We start from the raw sequence: 15,399 nt of genomic DNA, 5'->3' as shown, positions 1-15,399 counted from the left end.
GAAAGCGACAAAGGGCGGGACCTCCAAAGGTCCGAATGGGACGCAAGGCAGGATTTGAAAATGGCAACGAGCGCAGCGGCACACGGCGATCACGCGCATCATGACGAGCATGCCCATCCGACCGGATGGCGGCGCTACGTCTATTCGACCAACCACAAGGACATCGGCACGATGTACCTGGTCTTCGCGGTCATCGCCGGCGTGATCGGCGCCGCGATGTCGATCGCGATCCGTGCCGAGCTGATGTATCCGGGCGTGCAGATATTTCACGAGACGCACACCTACAACGTCTTCGTGACCTCGCACGGCCTGATCATGATCTTCTTCATGGTCATGCCCGCGATGATCGGCGGCTTCGGCAACTGGTTCGTGCCGCTGATGATCGGCGCGCCCGACATGGCGTTCCCGCGCATGAACAACATCTCGTTCTGGCTGCTGCCGGCGTCCTTCGCGCTGCTCTTGATGTCGACGTTCGTCGAGGGCGAGCCGGGCGCCAACGGCGTCGGCGCCGGCTGGACCATGTACGTGCCGCTATCGAGCTCCGGCCATCCGGGCCCGGCCGTCGACTTCGCGATCCTGTCGCTGCATCTGGCGGGCGCCTCGTCGATCCTCGGCGCCATCAACTTCATCACCACCATCTTCAACATGCGCGCGCCGGGCATGACCCTGCACAAGATGCCGCTGTTCGTGTGGTCGATCCTGGTGACGGTGTTCCTGCTGCTGTTGTCGCTGCCGGTGCTCGCCGGTGCGATCACCATGCTGCTCACCGACCGCAATTTCGGCACGACGTTCTTCGCGCCCGACGGCGGCGGCGACCCCGTGCTGTTCCAGCATCTGTTCTGGTTCTTCGGTCACCCCGAGGTGTACATCCTGATCCTGCCCGGCTTCGGCATGATCAGCCAGATCGTCTCGACCTTCTCGCGCAAGCCCGTGTTCGGCTATCTCGGCATGGCCTACGCCATGGTCGCGATCGGCGGCATCGGCTTCGTGGTGTGGGCGCACCACATGTACACGGTCGGCATGTCCTCGGCGACGCAGGCCTACTTCGTCGCGGCCACGATGGTCATCGCCGTTCCGACCGGCGTGAAGATCTTCTCCTGGGTCGCCACGATGTGGGGCGGCTCGATCGAATTCCGCGCCCCGATGATCTGGGCGGTCGGCTTCATCTTCCTGTTCACGATCGGCGGCGTCACCGGCGTCGTGCTGGCGAACGCGGGTGTCGATCGCGTGCTCCAGGAGACCTACTACGTCGTCGCGCACTTCCATTACGTGCTGTCGCTCGGTGCGGTGTTCGCGATCTTCGCGGGCTGGTACTACTGGTTCCCGAAGATGTCGGGCTACATGTACAATGAGAGCCTCGCCAAGCTGCACTTCTGGGTTACCTTCGTCGGTGTCAACCTGGTGTTCTTCCCGCAGCACTTCCTCGGCCTGTCCGGCATGCCGCGCCGCTATGTCGACTATCCCGACGCTTTCTCGGGCTGGAATCTGGTCTCGTCGGTCGGCTCCTACATCTCCGGCTTCGGCGTCTTGATCTTCCTGTACTGCGTGATCGATGCCTTCGCCCGCAAGGTGCCGGCGGGTGACAATCCCTGGGGTGCCGGCGCGACCACGCTGGAGTGGACGCTGTCCTCGCCGCCGCCGTTCCACCAGTTCGAAGTGCTGCCCCGCGTGCAGTGAGCAATCAGCCGCGGCGCCCGTGACGGGCGCCGCGGCGCTATAACGAAGCGAGTAGATCTAAGTGTCCGTCCTCGACCACAACGCCATCGACATCAATCCCCGCATCTCCGAAGCGGAGGTCCGCGATTACATCGCGCTCTTGAAGCCGCGGGTGATGTCGCTGGTGATCTTCACCGCGCTGGTCGGGATGGCGATGGCGCCCGGGCATTTCCACCCCGTGCTGGCGATCACCTCGCTGCTCTGCATCGCGGTCGGTGCCGGCGCCTCCGGGGCACTCAACATGGCGCTCGAAGGCGACATCGACGCCAAGATGTCGCGCACGGCGAACCGGCCGATCCCGCGCGGCCGCATCACCCGTCCAGAAGCCATGGCGTTCGGCATGACGCTCGCCTTCTTCTCGGTGATGACGCTCGGCATCCTCGTCAACTGGATCGCGGGCGCACTGCTCGCCTTCACCATCTTCTTCTACGTGGTGATCTACACGATGTGGCTGAAGCGCTGGACCGCGCAGAACATCGTGATCGGCGGCGCGGCCGGCGCGCTGCCGCCGGTGGTGGCCTGGGCCGCGGTGACGGGCACGGTCGATGTCGAGCCGCTGCTGCTGTTCGCCATCATCTTCTTCTGGACCCCGCCGCATTTCTGGGCGCTGGCGCTGTTCCGCTCCGACGACTATGCGCGCGCCGGCATTCCGATGCTGCCGAACGTCGCCGGTCCCGATGCGACGCGGCTGCAGATCCTGCTCTACACCATCGTGCTGATCGCGGTCGCCGCTGCGCCCTGGGCCCTCGGCTATTTCGACGCCGTCTACGGCGTCGTCTCGCTGATCCTCGGCGCCGGCATGCTGGTGCTCGCGATCAACGTCTATATGCGCCGCGAGCGTAGCCAGTCGCTGCGCGCGACCCGCAAGCTGTTTGCCTTCTCGATCCTGTATCTGTTCGCCCTGTTCGCGACCTTGCTGGCCGAGGTCGTATTCCGGGCGCTGGCGCCGATGGCAGGGGGCGCATGATCACAGCGATGGCCGACAAACGCGAGCCAGATGGAATCGTCCTCACCGAGGCGCAACGGAAGAGCCGTCGTCAGCGCTCCATTGCCATCGCCTTGGCGCTCGGCGTGCTCGTGGTGCTGTTCTTCGCCGTCACCATGGTCAAGGGACCGGCAGTTCTCGTGCGGCCGATGTAGGAAACATGGATCACGAGCCGACCATATCGCGGGACGTCAGCGCCAAGCCGGCCAATCTTAAGCCGGCCAAGGGCCGCGGGCTGGGGCGCGACGTGGTGGTCGCCTCGATCTGCGGCGGCGTGGTCGCGCTGATGGTCGGTGCTTCCTACGCGGCGGTGCCGTTCTACAACTGGTTCTGCCGTGCCACCGGCTTCAACGGCACGACGCAGGTTGCGACCTCGGCGCCGGCCAACGGCCCGATTGCGCGGAAGATCTCGGTGCGCTTCGATTCCAACGTCGCGCCCGGCCTGCCCTGGAAGTTCGAGCCGGAGCAGAGCGAGATCGAGGTCAATATCGGCCAGGTCGTGACTGTCTTCTACACCGTGACCAACCAGGCCGCGCGAACCACTGCGGGCCAGGCCGCCTACAACGTCGCGCCGCTGACGGTCGGCTCCTACTTCCAGAAGATCAACTGCTTCTGCTTCACCGAGCAGACCATGGCGCCCGGCGAGAAGCGCGAGATGCCGGTCGTGTTCTACGTCGATCCCTCGATCGCCGAGGACCACGAGAATGACGGGCTGAATACGATCACGCTGTCCTACACGTTCTATCCGGTGAAGGATCCGGTGGTGAAGCCGCTCGCCGCCAGCGAGGACGACAAACGCAAGGGAAATCTTTGACCGCCGGGCTCACGCTCAGGCGGTTGGAAACAAGGGGATAAGTGCCTGATAGGCACGGGATTGAGGAGAGAGACGGAAATGGCCACGGCGCACACCAAGCATCACGACTATCACCTGGTCGATCCCTCTCCGTGGCCGGCCGTCGGCTCGCTTTCGGCTTTCATCATGGCGGTCGGCGCGATCGCCTGGATGCACCACATGTTCTCCGCGGCGCCGATCGTGTTCGGCGTCGGCACCGTGGGCGTGCTCTACACCATGGCGAGCTGGTGGGGCGACGTGATCAAGGAGGCCCAGTACAAGGGCGACCATACCCGCGTCGTGCAGCTGCATCACCGCTACGGCATGATCCTGTTCATCGCCTCCGAGGTGATGTTCTTCGTCGCCTGGTTCTGGGCTTATTTCAACGCGGCGCTGTTTCCGGCCGACGCTGTCCACGCCACCCGCGATGCGGTGTTCGGCTGTGGTCTCGGCACCCAGCCCGGTGCTTGCTCGGTCCCCGGCACCTGGCCGCCGAAGGGCATCGAGACTTTCGACCCCTGGCATCTGCCGCTGCTGAACACGCTGATCCTGCTGACGTCAGGCACCACCGTGACCTGGGCGCACCATGCGCTGCTCGAGAACGATCGACAGGGCCTGAAATACGGCCTGATCCTCACCGTTCTCCTGGGCGCGCTCTTCACCTGCGTGCAGGCCTATGAGTACAGCCACGCGGCGTTCTCCTTCGCCGGCAACGTCTATGGCGCGACCTTCTTCATGGCGACCGGCTTCCACGGCTTCCACGTGCTGGTCGGCACCATCTTCCTGCTGGTCTGCCTGGTCCGCGCCTATGCCGGCCATTTCACGCCGAAGCAGCATCTCGGCTTCGAGTTCGCCGCCTGGTACTGGCACTTCGTCGACGTGGTCTGGCTGTTCCTGTTCCTCTGCATCTACGTCTGGGGACGCGGCGCCGAGGCCATGGCCCACGCCGCGCATTGAGCCGTATCGAATCGATCAGAAAGGGCGGCCGGAGGGGCCGCCCTTTCGCTTTCCGGCCGCCGGAAGTTTCGGCGGAAACTGTGATAGAGTCCGCCATCATGAACGACAGCGCCGGTACACCCCAGTCCGAAACCACCGTCCTGCAAAGCGCGATGCGCGGGCTTGCCTGCAAATGCCCGCGCTGCGGCCAGGGCAAGCTCTATGCAGGCTTCCTGACGCTCGCGCCCGCTTGCGACCGCTGCGGCCTCGACTATGCCTTTATCGATTCCGGCGATGGTCCGGCGATCTTCATCATCATGCTGGCCGGCGGGATCGTTGTTGCGTGCGCGCTCATCGTCGAGGTCAAGTACCAGCCGCCGTACTGGCTGCATGCCGTGCTGTGGCTGCCGCTGATCCTCGCCACCACGCTGTTGCCGCTGCGTGCGATGAAATCGTTGCTGATCGCGCTGCAGTTCCACCACAAGGCGGCGCCGGGCCGGTTGGTCGATCGCTCGAAATGAACGAGCCTGCGCGCAAGGCCCGCGTGGCCGGCTTCGCGCTGTTCACGCTGTTCCTGACGGCTGTGTTCGTCGCGCTCGGTGTCTGGCAGTTGCAGCGCCGGACAGCCAAGCACGAGCTCATTGCGGCACTCACCGAACGGCTTGCGGCGCCGCCGACGGCGCTGCCGCCGTCCGCGCAATGGCCCGCACTGAATCCTGCCCGCGATGAATTCCGCCGCGTCAGCTTCACCGCGACCTATGCAGCCCTGCCCGATGCGATGGTCTATTCCTCCGGCTCCGCGGTGCGCAAGGACGCCTCCGGCCCGGGCACCTGGGCGTTCCTGCCGGCGCGGCTTCCCAGCGGCGAGACGGTCGCGATCGATGCGGGCTTCGTCGAGAACACGATGCAGGACCGCGATGTCGAGGATCGCGCTGTGAAGAAGCTCGTCACGGGCCAACCGATGGCGTTCACCGGCTATCTGCGCTTTCCCGAGGCGCCAAGCTGGCTGACGCCGGCGGAGAATCGCGACAGGCGGCTCTGGTTCGTGCGCGATCATCTGGGAATCGCAAGCGCGCTCGGCTGGGGCGCGGTTGCGCCGTTCTATATCGACCTCGAGCAGCCCGCGCCCGCGAACGGCATTCCGCGTCCGGGCCCGCTCGAGGTGAATCTGAAGGACGACCACCTGCAATATGCGGTCACCTGGTTCACGCTTGCAGGCGCCGTGCTGATCGCCTTCGCCGTGTGGGCAAGAGGCCGGCGGCAGAGCTGAACTCATGATAGTTCGAGGGAACCCGGTATCGCCCGGGGTTTATTATTCAGCATAGATTCACGAGTGTGGTCCTAAGCCGTCGGTGTTTTCCGCGGCAGACAGGATTGCGGCATGCGTGATTTCGACCAGATGGGAATTATCGTTGATTGGGTGGACGCCTGCCGGAAGGGCGACCTCGCGACACTGCTCGATCTCTATGCGGACGATGCGCAGCTCGAATGCACGTGTAACGGCACGCGGCGCTACCGCGGCCGGAGCGAGATCGAGGCCTATTGGCAGCCGCGGCTCAGCGCCTTCTCGTCGGCAGGTTTCGGTCTGGAGGAGATCCATCCCGCGCCCCACGGCATCGATCTCGAATATTCCGTCGCCGGCGCGCTGCGCATTCAGGCCTCGTTCCGCTTCAGCCTGGATGGCAAGATCCACAGCACACTGTGCGAACCGGCGCGACAGAACGCGCATGATGGCTGCGCGTGTTAGCCTGATGCCGGCGCGTCCCGCGTCGTCCGTGCCGGAAGGCGGCAGCGCACGTAAGTTCGCTCATCCACGCGCAACAGGGACAGCGATCCGCTGAGCGCACGCACGCGCTCCTGCATGCCGGTCAGGCCCCGGCCGAAGATGTTGCCCGCAGGAAAACCGCCGCCATTGTCGGAGATCTCGACGATGAGTGTCTCGCCGACGACGGTCGCCTGCACATGGGCGTTGCTGGCCTTGGCATGGCGGAGCACGTTGGTCAGTGCCTCCTGGATCACCCGATACACGGTCTGAGCTAACGGCCCGTCGATCACGTTCAGATCGGCATCGATCGTGTCTGTCAGGACGATATGCGGTGCCTGCTTGCGAAAGTTCCGGAGCAGGGTCTGCACGCTGGTCCAAAGGCCAAGTTCCTCGATATAGAGCGGCCGCAGCCGGTCGAGGATCCTGCGGCTGGTCTGCTGCAGTGCCTCGACCGATCGCAGCAGATCCTGTGCCGAATTGCCGAGATTTCCCAATGGCTGGGAGGCCTCGGCCAGCGCGATCGTGCCGGCGCGGATGCTGAACAGCAGCGGTCCGAGCTCGTCGTGTAGTTCGCGGGCGAGATCGCGCCGCTCGTCATCCTGGAGCGACACCAGGCGGTGCATCAGATCGCGATTGTCCTGGCTCAATTGCGCCAGCGTTGCGACCAGCGCATTCGCCTCCTCGCAGCCTTGCCGAATTTCCGGCGGACCCCCGACCGGAATCGGCCTGGTGTAGTCGCCCCGTCGTATTCGCGTGAGACCTTCGCCGAGATCTTGCAGGGGGCGCAGGACAGATCCCGCCAAGACATAGGCGATCGTGCTTGTAAGAACCATCAGCACGGCAACCAGGCTGGCCAGTGCAAGAAAGCCGATCCATTTCTCGAACAGATCGGCCGACATGTCCGGCAGGAATACGATGTCGCCGATACGCCTGCCGTCGATCATCACCGGGGATGCCGCCTCGATGTCGGGGATGGCGAGAAGGTCGATGAACCATTGCGGCACGCCATGCGGCTTGCGCAGATCGTCCTTCGGAGATGGCGTGGGACCTGCTTCCACGGCACGGAATTGGATGTCGGAGGAGCTGTCCAAAGAATGGACAAAGGCGTCGAGCGTCTGCCGTGGATTGTCCGACGCGCCCAGGGTGTTGTTGAGCGCGGCGGCGATGGCCTCCGTCGAACGCCGTCGCGGCTCGTTCTCCTCCGCCAATTGGCCCGTCGCGAACATCTGGAGCAACACGCCACCCAAGATCAGCGCCGCGAGAAAGCTGGCGCCGAGCGGAAGAAACAGTTGCGTCCGGAACGAAAGTCGTTGCCACATTAGGTCAATTCTAACGCGCATCGGCGGGATTTTCTCTTTCCATTTCTTCCCGGCGGTCTATGAGTCGAAAAACAAGAGAGCGCGCGATGCAAGATACCGCCAAGCTGGCGACCAGGATCCTGATCGTCGACGACCATCCCGTGGTGCTGTCGGGTTGCCGCACCCTGTTCGCTTCCGACCACTCAATTCGCATTGACGAAGCGACCGATGCCAAATCCGGACATCGCGCTTACGTCAGCAAGCGGCCCGACGTCACCGTGATCGACATCAGCCTGCCCGATGTCTCCGGCTTCGAGCTGATGCGACGCATCCGCAAGGACGATCCCGGCGCCAAGATCATCATGTTCAGCATGAACGACGATCCGGCCTTCGTGGTGCGGGCCGTCGAGCTTGGGGCGCAGGGCTATGTCTCCAAGGGCGATGATCCCAGGATCCTGCTGAAAGCGGTGCGCAAGGTGGTCGCCGGAGACAATTTCATCTCGCCGCAGCTTGCGGAAGCCGTGACGTTTTCCGGCGCGGCGATCAAGGCCAATCCGGCCTCGCAGATGACGCCGCGGGAGCTCGAAATTCTCCGCCTGCTTGGACGCGGCGACAAGATCGTCGAGGTCGCCGAGGCGCTCGGCATCTCCTACAAGACGGTCGCCAACACCACATCCCTGCTCAAGCAGAAGCTGGGCGCCAAGAATCACTCCGACCTGATCCGGATCGCAGTGGAAATCGGGATGAATTAACCCTCCGCCAGCGACCGAACCGGCTGCTTCAGGATGCAGCGGTTCGGTCGACGGATCGCCGCCGCCGTTGACCGGGCAATCCATGGGCAACGGGCTGACAGCCATCCGCGGACACAATGGGTCGAGGCTGCATTCGTTCCTGCTGCCGCCAATATTTCGGGAAAAAGCGGCATTTGGCGGCAGGACTTGGCCGTGTTGCTGGGGCCGGGGCCGGAGTAGGCCGGGAAGAACAGGAACATTCTTCGGCGCGCGCGGTTTTGTCCCTTGACGATTTCGTGACATGCGACGAAAGCTTGCCAGAACAGTTTTGACGGGTCGGCGACCCCGACGAGGCAAACCGGTCTGCACACAACGACAGACCTTCCAAGAGAAGGGCTGCGGCAATGCCGCAGCCCTTTTTCATTGGGCGAGGGTGGCCGGAAGAGCGGTTTCCCGATGCCGCAAAACACTCTATGGTGGCTCAAAGCCTCCGGCTGTTAACAAGTAGTTTCGTAAAATCAAAGGCTTAAGGGTCAAGCTTCGGCTCGCCCGCCTTTGGAGGGCAGTTTGACTCGTTATATCTCGACCCGGGGCGAGGCCCCCGAACTCGGCTTCTGTGACGTGATGCTGACCGGGCTTGCCCGCGACGGTGGCCTGTATGTGCCGGCGACGTGGCCGCAGCTCCCGACCGAGACGATCGCCGGCTTCTTCGGCCGTCCCTATTGGGAGGTCGCGGTCGATGTGATCCGTCCCTTCGCCGGCGGCGAGATTCCGGACGCCGAGCTCGGCCGCATGGCGAACGAGGCCTATGCCACCTTCCGCCATCCCGCGGTGGTGCCGCTGCGCCAGATGTCGCCGCATCAATTCGTGCTGGAGCTGTTCCACGGTCCGACGCTCGCCTTCAAGGACGTGGCGATGCAGCTGATCTCGCGGCTGATGGACCATGTGCTCGCCAAGCGCGGCCAGCGCACCACCATCGTGGTCGCGACATCGGGCGATACCGGCGGCGCCGCGGTCGAAGCCTTTGCTGGACTCGAGAATGTGGACCTCATCGTGCTGTTTCCGCACGGCCGCATCTCCGAGGTGCAGCAGCGGATGATGACGACGACGGGGGCGGCCAATGTGCACGCGCTCGCCGTCGAAGGCACGTTCGACGATTGCCAGGCGCTCGTGAAGGGGATGTTCAACAACCATCGCTTCCGCGATGCGACCTCGCTGTCCGGCGTCAATTCCATCAACTGGGCGCGCATCGTCGCCCAGGTGGTCTACTATTTCACCTCCGCCGTCGCCGTCGGTGCGCCGGCGCGCGCGGTCGATTTCGTCGTCCCGACAGGTAATTTCGGCGACATCTTCGCCGGCTATGTCGCCAAGCGCATGGGGCTGCCGGTGCGCACCCTGCGCATCGCCGCCAACGTCAACGACATCCTGGCGCGCACGCTGAAGACTGGAATTTACGAGGTGCGCGAGGTGCACGCGACCGCCTCGCCGTCGATGGACATCCAGATCTCCTCGAATTTCGAGCGACTGCTGTTCGAGGCCAGCCGGCGCGATGCCGCAGGCGTGCGCCGTCTGATGGAGTCGCTGAAGCAGTCCGGACGTTTCGTGCTGCCCGATGCGACGCTCGCCGCGATCCGCGAGGAGTTCGATGCCGGGCGCGCCGACGAGACCGAGACTGCGGCTGCGATCCGCGCCGCCTGGCGCGAAGCAGGCGAGCTGGTCGATCCTCATACGGCCGTGGCGCTCGCCGTCGCGGACCGCGACACCACCGACACGAGGGTGCCGAGCATCGTCCTCTCCACCGCCCATCCAGCCAAATTCCCCGACGCTGTCGAGGCGGCCTGCGGCCAGCGGCCGCAACTGCCGGCCTGGCTCGACGGCTTGATGACCAAATCCGAACACATGAGGGTGATGAAGAACGATCAGGCCGAGGTCGAGCGGTTCGTGCTGTCGGTCAGCCGCGCCGCAAAGCAGGGAGTTGCCGGATGAGCGTCGAGATCTCCAAGCTTGCCTCCGGCCTGACCGTCGTCACCGACGAGATGCCCCACCTCGAAACTGCTGCGCTCGGCGTCTGGGCCGGCGTCGGCGGACGCGACGAAAAGCCCAACGAGCACGGCATCTCGCACCTGCTCGAGCACATGGCGTTCAAGGGCACGACGAAGCGTTCTTCGCGCGAGATCGTCGAGGAGATCGAGGCGGTCGGCGGCGACCTCAATGCCGGCACCTCGACCGAGACCACGTCCTATTACGCGCGGGTGCTGAAGGCCGACGTGCCGCTCGCGCTCGACGTGCTCGCCGACATCCTCGCCAATCCCGCCTTCGAGCCCGACGAGCTGGAGCGCGAAAAGAACGTCATCGTGCAGGAGATCGGTGCCGCGCAGGATACGCCCGACGACGTCGTGTTCGAGCATCTGAACGAGCTTTGCTATCCCGACCAGCCGATGGGCCGCTCGCTGCTCGGCACGGCCAAGACGCTGCGCGCCTTCAACCGCGACATGCTGCGTGGCTACCTCTCGACGCATTATCGCGGGCCCGACATGGTGGTGGCGGCGGCCGGCGCGGTTGATCACAGCCAAGTCGTCGCCGAGGTCGAGACACGCTTTGCCAGTTTCGAGGGGACGCCGGGGCCGAAGCCGCAGACCGCTCAGTTCGGCAAGGGCGGCAGCAAGGTGGTGCATCGCGAGCTCGAGCAGGCGCATCTGACGCTGGCGCTGGAGGGCGTGCCGCAGACCGACTCGTCGCTGTTCTCGCTCCAGGTCTTCACCAACATTCTCGGCGGCGGAATGTCGTCGCGGCTGTTCCAGGAGGTGCGAGAGAAGCGTGGCCTCTGCTACTCCATCTACACCTTCCACGCGCCCTACACCGATACCGGCTTCTTCGGCCTCTACACCGGCACCGATCCGGCCGACGCGCCGGAGATGATGGAGGTCGTGGTCGACATCATGAATGATTCGGTGGAGACGCTGACTGAGGCCGAGATCGCCCGGGCCAAGGCGCAGATGAAGGCGGGTCTCCTGATGGCCATGGAGAGCTGCTCCTCCCGTGCCGAGCAGCTCGCCCGGCATGTGCTCGCCTATGGGCGGCCGCAAACGGCGCAGGAACTTGTGGCCCGGATCGATGCCGTCAGCATCGAATCCACGCGGGACGCGGCGCGCGCATTGCTGGCGCGGAGCCGGCCTGCCGTTGTCGCATTGGGCAGTGGCAGGGGTCTGGACACGGCGGTATCTTTTGCGGAAGGATTGACCCGGGCGCGCGCCAAGGCGCGGCTGCATTAGGAGCCGCGCCACGGCGAGACCGCCCCGGAAAGCATCACCATGGCCCTGTTTCGCCTGCCATCCAGTGGAGCCGCCGCCCTCGCGCCGCGCGGCAACGGGCTGCTGCTGCGCGCCCCGCAAATGTCGGACTTCCTGCAATGGGCGCATTTGCGCGAGACCAGCCGCGACTATCTCACGCCGTGGGAGCCGATCTGGCCGTCTGACGATCTCACCCGGTCCGGCTTCCGCCGTCGCCTGCGCCGCTATTCCGAGGACATTGCCGCGGACCGTTCCTATCCTTTTCTGATCTTCCGCGAGCTCGACGGCGCCCTGGTTGGCGGCATCACGCTGGCCAATGTCCGGCGCGGCATCGTCCAGGCCGGCACCATCGGCTACTGGATCGGACAGCCCTATGCTCATCGCGGCTACATGACGGCAGCGTTGCGGGTGCTGCTGCCGACGCTGTTCGGCGAGCTCAATCTGCACCGGGTCGAGGCCGCCTGCATCCCGACCAATGCGCCGTCGATCCGGGTGCTGGAGAAGTGCGGCTTCTCCCGCGAGGGCCTGGCTCGCCGTTACCTCTGCATCAATGGGATCTGGCAGGATCACCTGCTGTTCGGACTGCTGCACGAGGATTTCCGCGGCTGAGCCGCGATCTCGTGCGGCCAAGGTCTCGACGGTCCCGCCTTGTTCGCTTGCCTTGGGTTCGCCGATTTTGGCGATATAACGGCGCGGTCCGGTCGGTGGATCGGCCCGGATGTTGTGATGGAGCATGGGTGTCGATGGTGAAGAAGCTTCGGTCATCGCGGACGACGTTGCGGCGGGGGGGGGCGGTCGCGTTGGGGCTGTCAGTTGCGCTCACGTCCGTCTCGCCGGCGGCGGCGCAGTCCTTGAGCGACCGCTTCAAGAGCCTGTTCGGCGGCAAGCCGGACGAGCCGGCCCAGCCAAATCCGGCGCCCGCGCCCGGCCAGCCAGCCGAGGACGACGTCGATTGCCCGCAGGTCACCGTGCGCTCCGGCGCCTCCACCTATGCGGTCGGTGCGAACGGCAAGCAGGCCGTCGGTAACGACATCCGCTTCCAGGCAACGATCACCAAGATGGCGCGCGAATGCGCCCGGAGCGGCGGCGATATCACCGCCCGGATCGGCATCCAGGGCCGCGTCATCGCAGGTCCCGCCGGTGCGCCTGCGACCGTCGAGGTCCCCTTGCGTATTGCGGTGGTGCAGGGCGGCGTGGGTGAGAAGGTGATTGCGTCGAAGGCATACCGCACCACGGTGCAGATGTCGGAAGGCGGCAGCGTGCCCTTCAGCTTCATCGTCGAGGATCTGGCCTATCCGGTGCCGTCAGCCGCGGTCGCCGATTCCTACATCTTCTATGTCGGCTTCGACCCGCAGGCGCTTTCACCCGAGCCGAAGGGGCGGAAGCGGAAGTAGGCCGAGCTCGTGCCCCGGACGCAGCGCAGCGCCTCTTCGGCGATGCGCTGCAGAGCCGGGGCCCACGCCGCGGCACAACTGGGTCCCGGCTCAGCGTCGCGTCATTGCATGCCGCGCCACGTCCGGGACACGAGAGTCTTTCAGGCAACAAAAAAGCCGGCGCTCATCGCGCCGGCTTTTTGATTGGTGCAAAGGCCGAAATCTCAGTTCAGCTTCTGCCGAACCTCGTTGATGCCCTTGGCGAGCAGGTCGTCGGCGACCTGGCCCTTGACCGACTGCGACAGGATGGTCGAGGCGGCCTGGACGGCGGCTTCCGCGGCTGCGGCGCGGACATCGGCCAGCGCCTGGGCTTCGGCGAGCGCGATCTTGCTCTCCGCGGTCTTGGTCCGGCGGGCGACGAAGTCTTCCATCTTCGCCTTCGCGTCGGCTGCGATGCGCTCGGCTTCGGCCTTGGCGTTGGCGATGATGTCGGCAGCCTCACGCTCGGCCGCGGCACTGCGCGTCTTGTAGTCGGCGAGCACCTTGGCCGCCTCCTGCTTGAGGCGCGCGGCGTCGTCGAGCTCGGCCTTGATGCGGTCGGCGCGATGATCGAGCGCGGTGATCGCCGTCTTGAAGATCCCGAGATAGCCAAACACGACCATCAGGATCACGAAGGCGACGGCAACCCAAAATTCAGGTTCGAAGAACATCTCGACTAACCCTTCAAGGACGCATCGACCGCGGCATTGACCGACGCGACGTCGGGAACGACGCCGGTGAGCTGCCGCACGATCTGGCCTGCCGCATCGGCCGCGATGCCGCGGACGTTGCTCATGGCGGCTACGCGGGTCGAGGCGATGGTCTTCTCCGCCTCGGCTAGCTTGGCCGCCAATTGTTCTTCCAGCGCCTTGCGCTCGACGTCCGCCTGCGCATTCGCCTTGTCGCGGGATTCGTTGCCGATCGCCTGCGCCCGCGAACGCGCCGAAGCGAGCTCGCCTTCATAAGCCTTCAGCGCCGCCTCGGACTGGTCCTTCAGCTTCTGCGCTTCAGCGAGGTCGCCCTCGATCTTGTTCTGACGCGCCTCGATCGCACCGCCGATGCGCGGCAGAGCGAGCTTGGACACGATCACGTAAAGCAGGACGAAGAAGATCGCGAGCGACACCAGCTGTGAAGCAAAGCTGCTGCTCTCGAACGGCGGAAAACCGCCACCGTGGTGACCACCGTCAGCCTCGGTGTGAGCGCCCGCCGCCGGACCTTTCGCGCCGCCATGACTCTCAGCCATGGAGTTCTCCTGTTGCTGTCACGCGCGCCGCCCCAGATTCTGGAACGGCGCGAAAAACGTCGTCCTCAGAGCGGAACGAACAGCAGCAGCAGCGCGATCAGCAGCGAGAAGATGCCGAGCGCTTCGGTCACGGCGAAGCCGAAGATCAGGTTGCCGAACTGCCCCTGAGCGGCCGACGGATTGCGCACGGCTGCGGCGAGGTAGTTGCCGAAGATCACGCCCACGCCGACGCCCGCACCGCCCATGCCGATGCACGCGATGCCCGCGCCGATAAGTTTTGCTGCTGCCGGATCCATTTTAGACTCCTTGGAAGAAAGATGGGGTTGTGGGTGGAAATTCCCCGGACCGCTCAGTGTCCCGGATGAATGGCGTCGTTGAGATAGATGCAGGTCAGGATCGCGAACACATAGGCCTGGAGGAACGCGACCAGGATCTCGAGCGAGGTCAGCGCGACCGTGAGCGCCAGCGGCAGCACGCCGCCGACCCAGCCGATGGCACCGAGCGAGAAGCCGAGCATGGCGACGAAGCCTGCGAACACCTTCAGCGCGATGTGGCCGGCCAGCATGTTGGCGAAGAGACGGACACTGTGGGAGACCGGCCGCAGGAAGAACGACAGGACCTCGATGAACATGACCAGCGGCAGGATGTAGATGGGGACGCCGTGGGGAACGAAGATCTTGAAGAATTTCAGGCCGTTCTTGGCGACGCCGTAGATCAGGACGGTGAAGAAGACCAGAAGCGCGAGCGCCGCGGTGACGATCAGATGGCTCGACACCGTGAAGGTGTAGGGGATGATGCCGACCAGGTTCGAGACGCAGATGAACATGAACAGCGAGAAGATCAGCGGGAAGAACTTCATGCCTTCCGCGCCGGCCGTCGAACGGATGGTCGAGGCGACGAATTCGTAGGAGATTTCGGCGACCGACTGCAGGCGCCCGGGAACCAGCTGCGTGCCGCTGGCAAGCATCAGGATCGAGATGATCGCCACCGCCACCAGCATGTAGAGCGACGAATTGGTGAAGGCGATCGTGTGATTGCCGATATGGCCCAGGGTGAAGAGAGGCTCGATGTTGAACTGGTGGATCGGGTCGATTTTCATCAGCGCGGCATCTCTTGGTCTGCCGGGCAATGCCGGCGGGTCTCGGTCTGCCGGCCGGGCCGGCCCGTACCGGCGAGGCCGGCACGATCATT

General features: G+C 64.8%; 18 protein-coding genes. 13 read left to right on the top strand and 5 right to left on the bottom strand.

What is annotated here, in order from left to right:
* Positions 1 to 60 precede the first annotated feature (60 nt).
* The 8 genes from ctaD (at position 61) to CVM73_RS13945 (ending at position 6,216) form a co-directional block, all read left to right on the top strand.
* Positions 61 to 1,677: a cytochrome c oxidase subunit I gene (gene ctaD / locus CVM73_RS13980; RefSeq protein ID WP_100232549.1), complete on the top strand. Its 1,617-nt coding sequence runs from the start codon at positions 61 to 63 to the stop codon at positions 1,675 to 1,677.
* A 61-nt stretch (positions 1,678 to 1,738) separates the two neighbouring features.
* Positions 1,739 to 2,683 (top strand): heme o synthase, encoded by a 945-nt coding sequence (locus tag CVM73_RS13975; RefSeq protein ID WP_100232548.1) that lies wholly within the window; start codon positions 1,739 to 1,741, stop codon positions 2,681 to 2,683.
* Positions 2,680 to 2,856: a CoxF protein gene (locus CVM73_RS13970; RefSeq protein ID WP_100232547.1), complete on the top strand. Its 177-nt coding sequence runs from the start codon at positions 2,680 to 2,682 to the stop codon at positions 2,854 to 2,856. Before CVM73_RS13975 ends, CVM73_RS13970 begins: the two co-directional genes overlap by 4 nt.
* Before the next feature lie 5 nt (positions 2,857 to 2,861).
* Positions 2,862 to 3,515 carry a cytochrome c oxidase assembly protein gene (locus CVM73_RS13965; RefSeq protein ID WP_100232546.1) on the top strand — a complete coding sequence of 218 codons (654 nt, stop codon included), beginning with the start codon at positions 2,862 to 2,864 and terminating at the stop codon, positions 3,513 to 3,515.
* Between the two features lie 78 nt (positions 3,516 to 3,593).
* Positions 3,594 to 4,490, top strand: coding sequence for a cytochrome c oxidase subunit 3 (locus CVM73_RS13960; protein ID WP_100232545.1), 897 nt, complete (start codon positions 3,594 to 3,596; stop codon positions 4,488 to 4,490).
* Positions 4,491 to 4,588: 98 nt separating this feature from the next.
* The gene (locus CVM73_RS13955) at positions 4,589 to 4,990 is read left to right on the top strand and encodes a DUF983 domain-containing protein (protein ID WP_100232544.1); all 402 of its coding nucleotides are present in this window, start codon (positions 4,589 to 4,591) and stop codon (positions 4,988 to 4,990) included.
* A complete protein-coding gene (locus CVM73_RS13950; RefSeq protein ID WP_100232543.1) occupies positions 4,987 to 5,739 on the top strand; it encodes an SURF1 family protein in 753 nt (250 codons plus the stop codon). The genes CVM73_RS13955 and CVM73_RS13950 overlap by 4 nt, the downstream gene beginning before the upstream one ends.
* A gap of 111 nt (positions 5,740 to 5,850) precedes the next feature.
* Positions 5,851 to 6,216 carry a nuclear transport factor 2 family protein gene (locus CVM73_RS13945; RefSeq protein ID WP_100232542.1) on the top strand — a complete coding sequence of 122 codons (366 nt, stop codon included), beginning with the start codon at positions 5,851 to 5,853 and terminating at the stop codon, positions 6,214 to 6,216.
* On the opposite strand, the gene CVM73_RS13940 is transcribed toward CVM73_RS13945, so the two are convergent.
* Entirely contained in the window at positions 6,213 to 7,553 is a 1,341-nt protein-coding gene (locus CVM73_RS13940; RefSeq protein WP_100232541.1) for an ATP-binding protein, read from the bottom strand. The genes CVM73_RS13945 and CVM73_RS13940 overlap by 4 nt on opposite strands.
* Before the next feature lie 86 nt (positions 7,554 to 7,639).
* On the opposite strand from CVM73_RS13940, the gene CVM73_RS13935 reads away from it, so the two are divergent.
* From CVM73_RS13935 to CVM73_RS13915, 5 genes are all read left to right on the top strand, one after another.
* Entirely contained in the window at positions 7,640 to 8,284 is a 645-nt protein-coding gene (locus CVM73_RS13935; protein WP_100232540.1) for a response regulator transcription factor, read from the top strand.
* Between the two features lie 546 nt (positions 8,285 to 8,830).
* The gene (gene thrC / locus CVM73_RS13930; protein ID WP_167406824.1) at positions 8,831 to 10,249 is read left to right on the top strand and encodes a threonine synthase; all 1,419 of its coding nucleotides are present in this window, start codon (positions 8,831 to 8,833) and stop codon (positions 10,247 to 10,249) included.
* Positions 10,246 to 11,535 (top strand): M16 family metallopeptidase, encoded by a 1,290-nt coding sequence (locus CVM73_RS13925; RefSeq protein WP_100232538.1) that lies wholly within the window; start codon positions 10,246 to 10,248, stop codon positions 11,533 to 11,535. Before thrC ends, CVM73_RS13925 begins: the two co-directional genes overlap by 4 nt.
* Positions 11,536 to 11,574: 39 nt before the next feature.
* Complete coding sequence (locus CVM73_RS13920) at positions 11,575 to 12,162, top strand: GNAT family N-acetyltransferase (protein WP_100232537.1); 588 nt, start codon at positions 11,575 to 11,577, stop codon at positions 12,160 to 12,162.
* Positions 12,163 to 12,296: 134 nt separating this feature from the next.
* Positions 12,297 to 12,947, top strand: a complete 651-nt coding sequence (locus tag CVM73_RS13915) for a hypothetical protein (RefSeq protein ID WP_100232536.1) — start codon at positions 12,297 to 12,299, stop codon at positions 12,945 to 12,947.
* Positions 12,948 to 13,150: 203 nt separating this feature from the next.
* Here CVM73_RS13915 and CVM73_RS13910 read toward each other — a convergent pair whose 3' ends face one another.
* The 4 genes from CVM73_RS13910 to CVM73_RS13895 all read right to left on the bottom strand — a co-directional run bounded on the left by CVM73_RS13910 (position 13,151) and on the right by CVM73_RS13895 (position 15,307).
* Positions 13,151 to 13,636: a F0F1 ATP synthase subunit B family protein gene (locus CVM73_RS13910; RefSeq protein ID WP_100232535.1), complete on the bottom strand. Its 486-nt coding sequence runs from the start codon at positions 13,634 to 13,636 to the stop codon at positions 13,151 to 13,153.
* A 5-nt stretch (positions 13,637 to 13,641) separates the two neighbouring features.
* Positions 13,642 to 14,208, bottom strand: coding sequence for a F0F1 ATP synthase subunit B family protein (locus tag CVM73_RS13905; protein WP_100232534.1), 567 nt, complete (start codon positions 14,206 to 14,208; stop codon positions 13,642 to 13,644).
* A 65-nt stretch (positions 14,209 to 14,273) separates the two neighbouring features.
* The gene (locus tag CVM73_RS13900) at positions 14,274 to 14,504 is read right to left on the bottom strand and encodes a F0F1 ATP synthase subunit C (protein WP_007599451.1); all 231 of its coding nucleotides are present in this window, start codon (positions 14,502 to 14,504) and stop codon (positions 14,274 to 14,276) included.
* A gap of 53 nt (positions 14,505 to 14,557) precedes the next feature.
* Positions 14,558 to 15,307, bottom strand: coding sequence for a F0F1 ATP synthase subunit A (locus CVM73_RS13895; protein ID WP_100232533.1), 750 nt, complete (start codon positions 15,305 to 15,307; stop codon positions 14,558 to 14,560).
* Positions 15,308 to 15,399 lie beyond the last annotated feature (92 nt).

Source organism: Bradyrhizobium forestalis, assembly GCF_002795245.1.
Classification (GTDB): domain Bacteria; phylum Pseudomonadota; class Alphaproteobacteria; order Rhizobiales; family Xanthobacteraceae; genus Bradyrhizobium; species Bradyrhizobium forestalis.
This window is presented reverse-complemented; position numbering and strand designations above follow the sequence as displayed.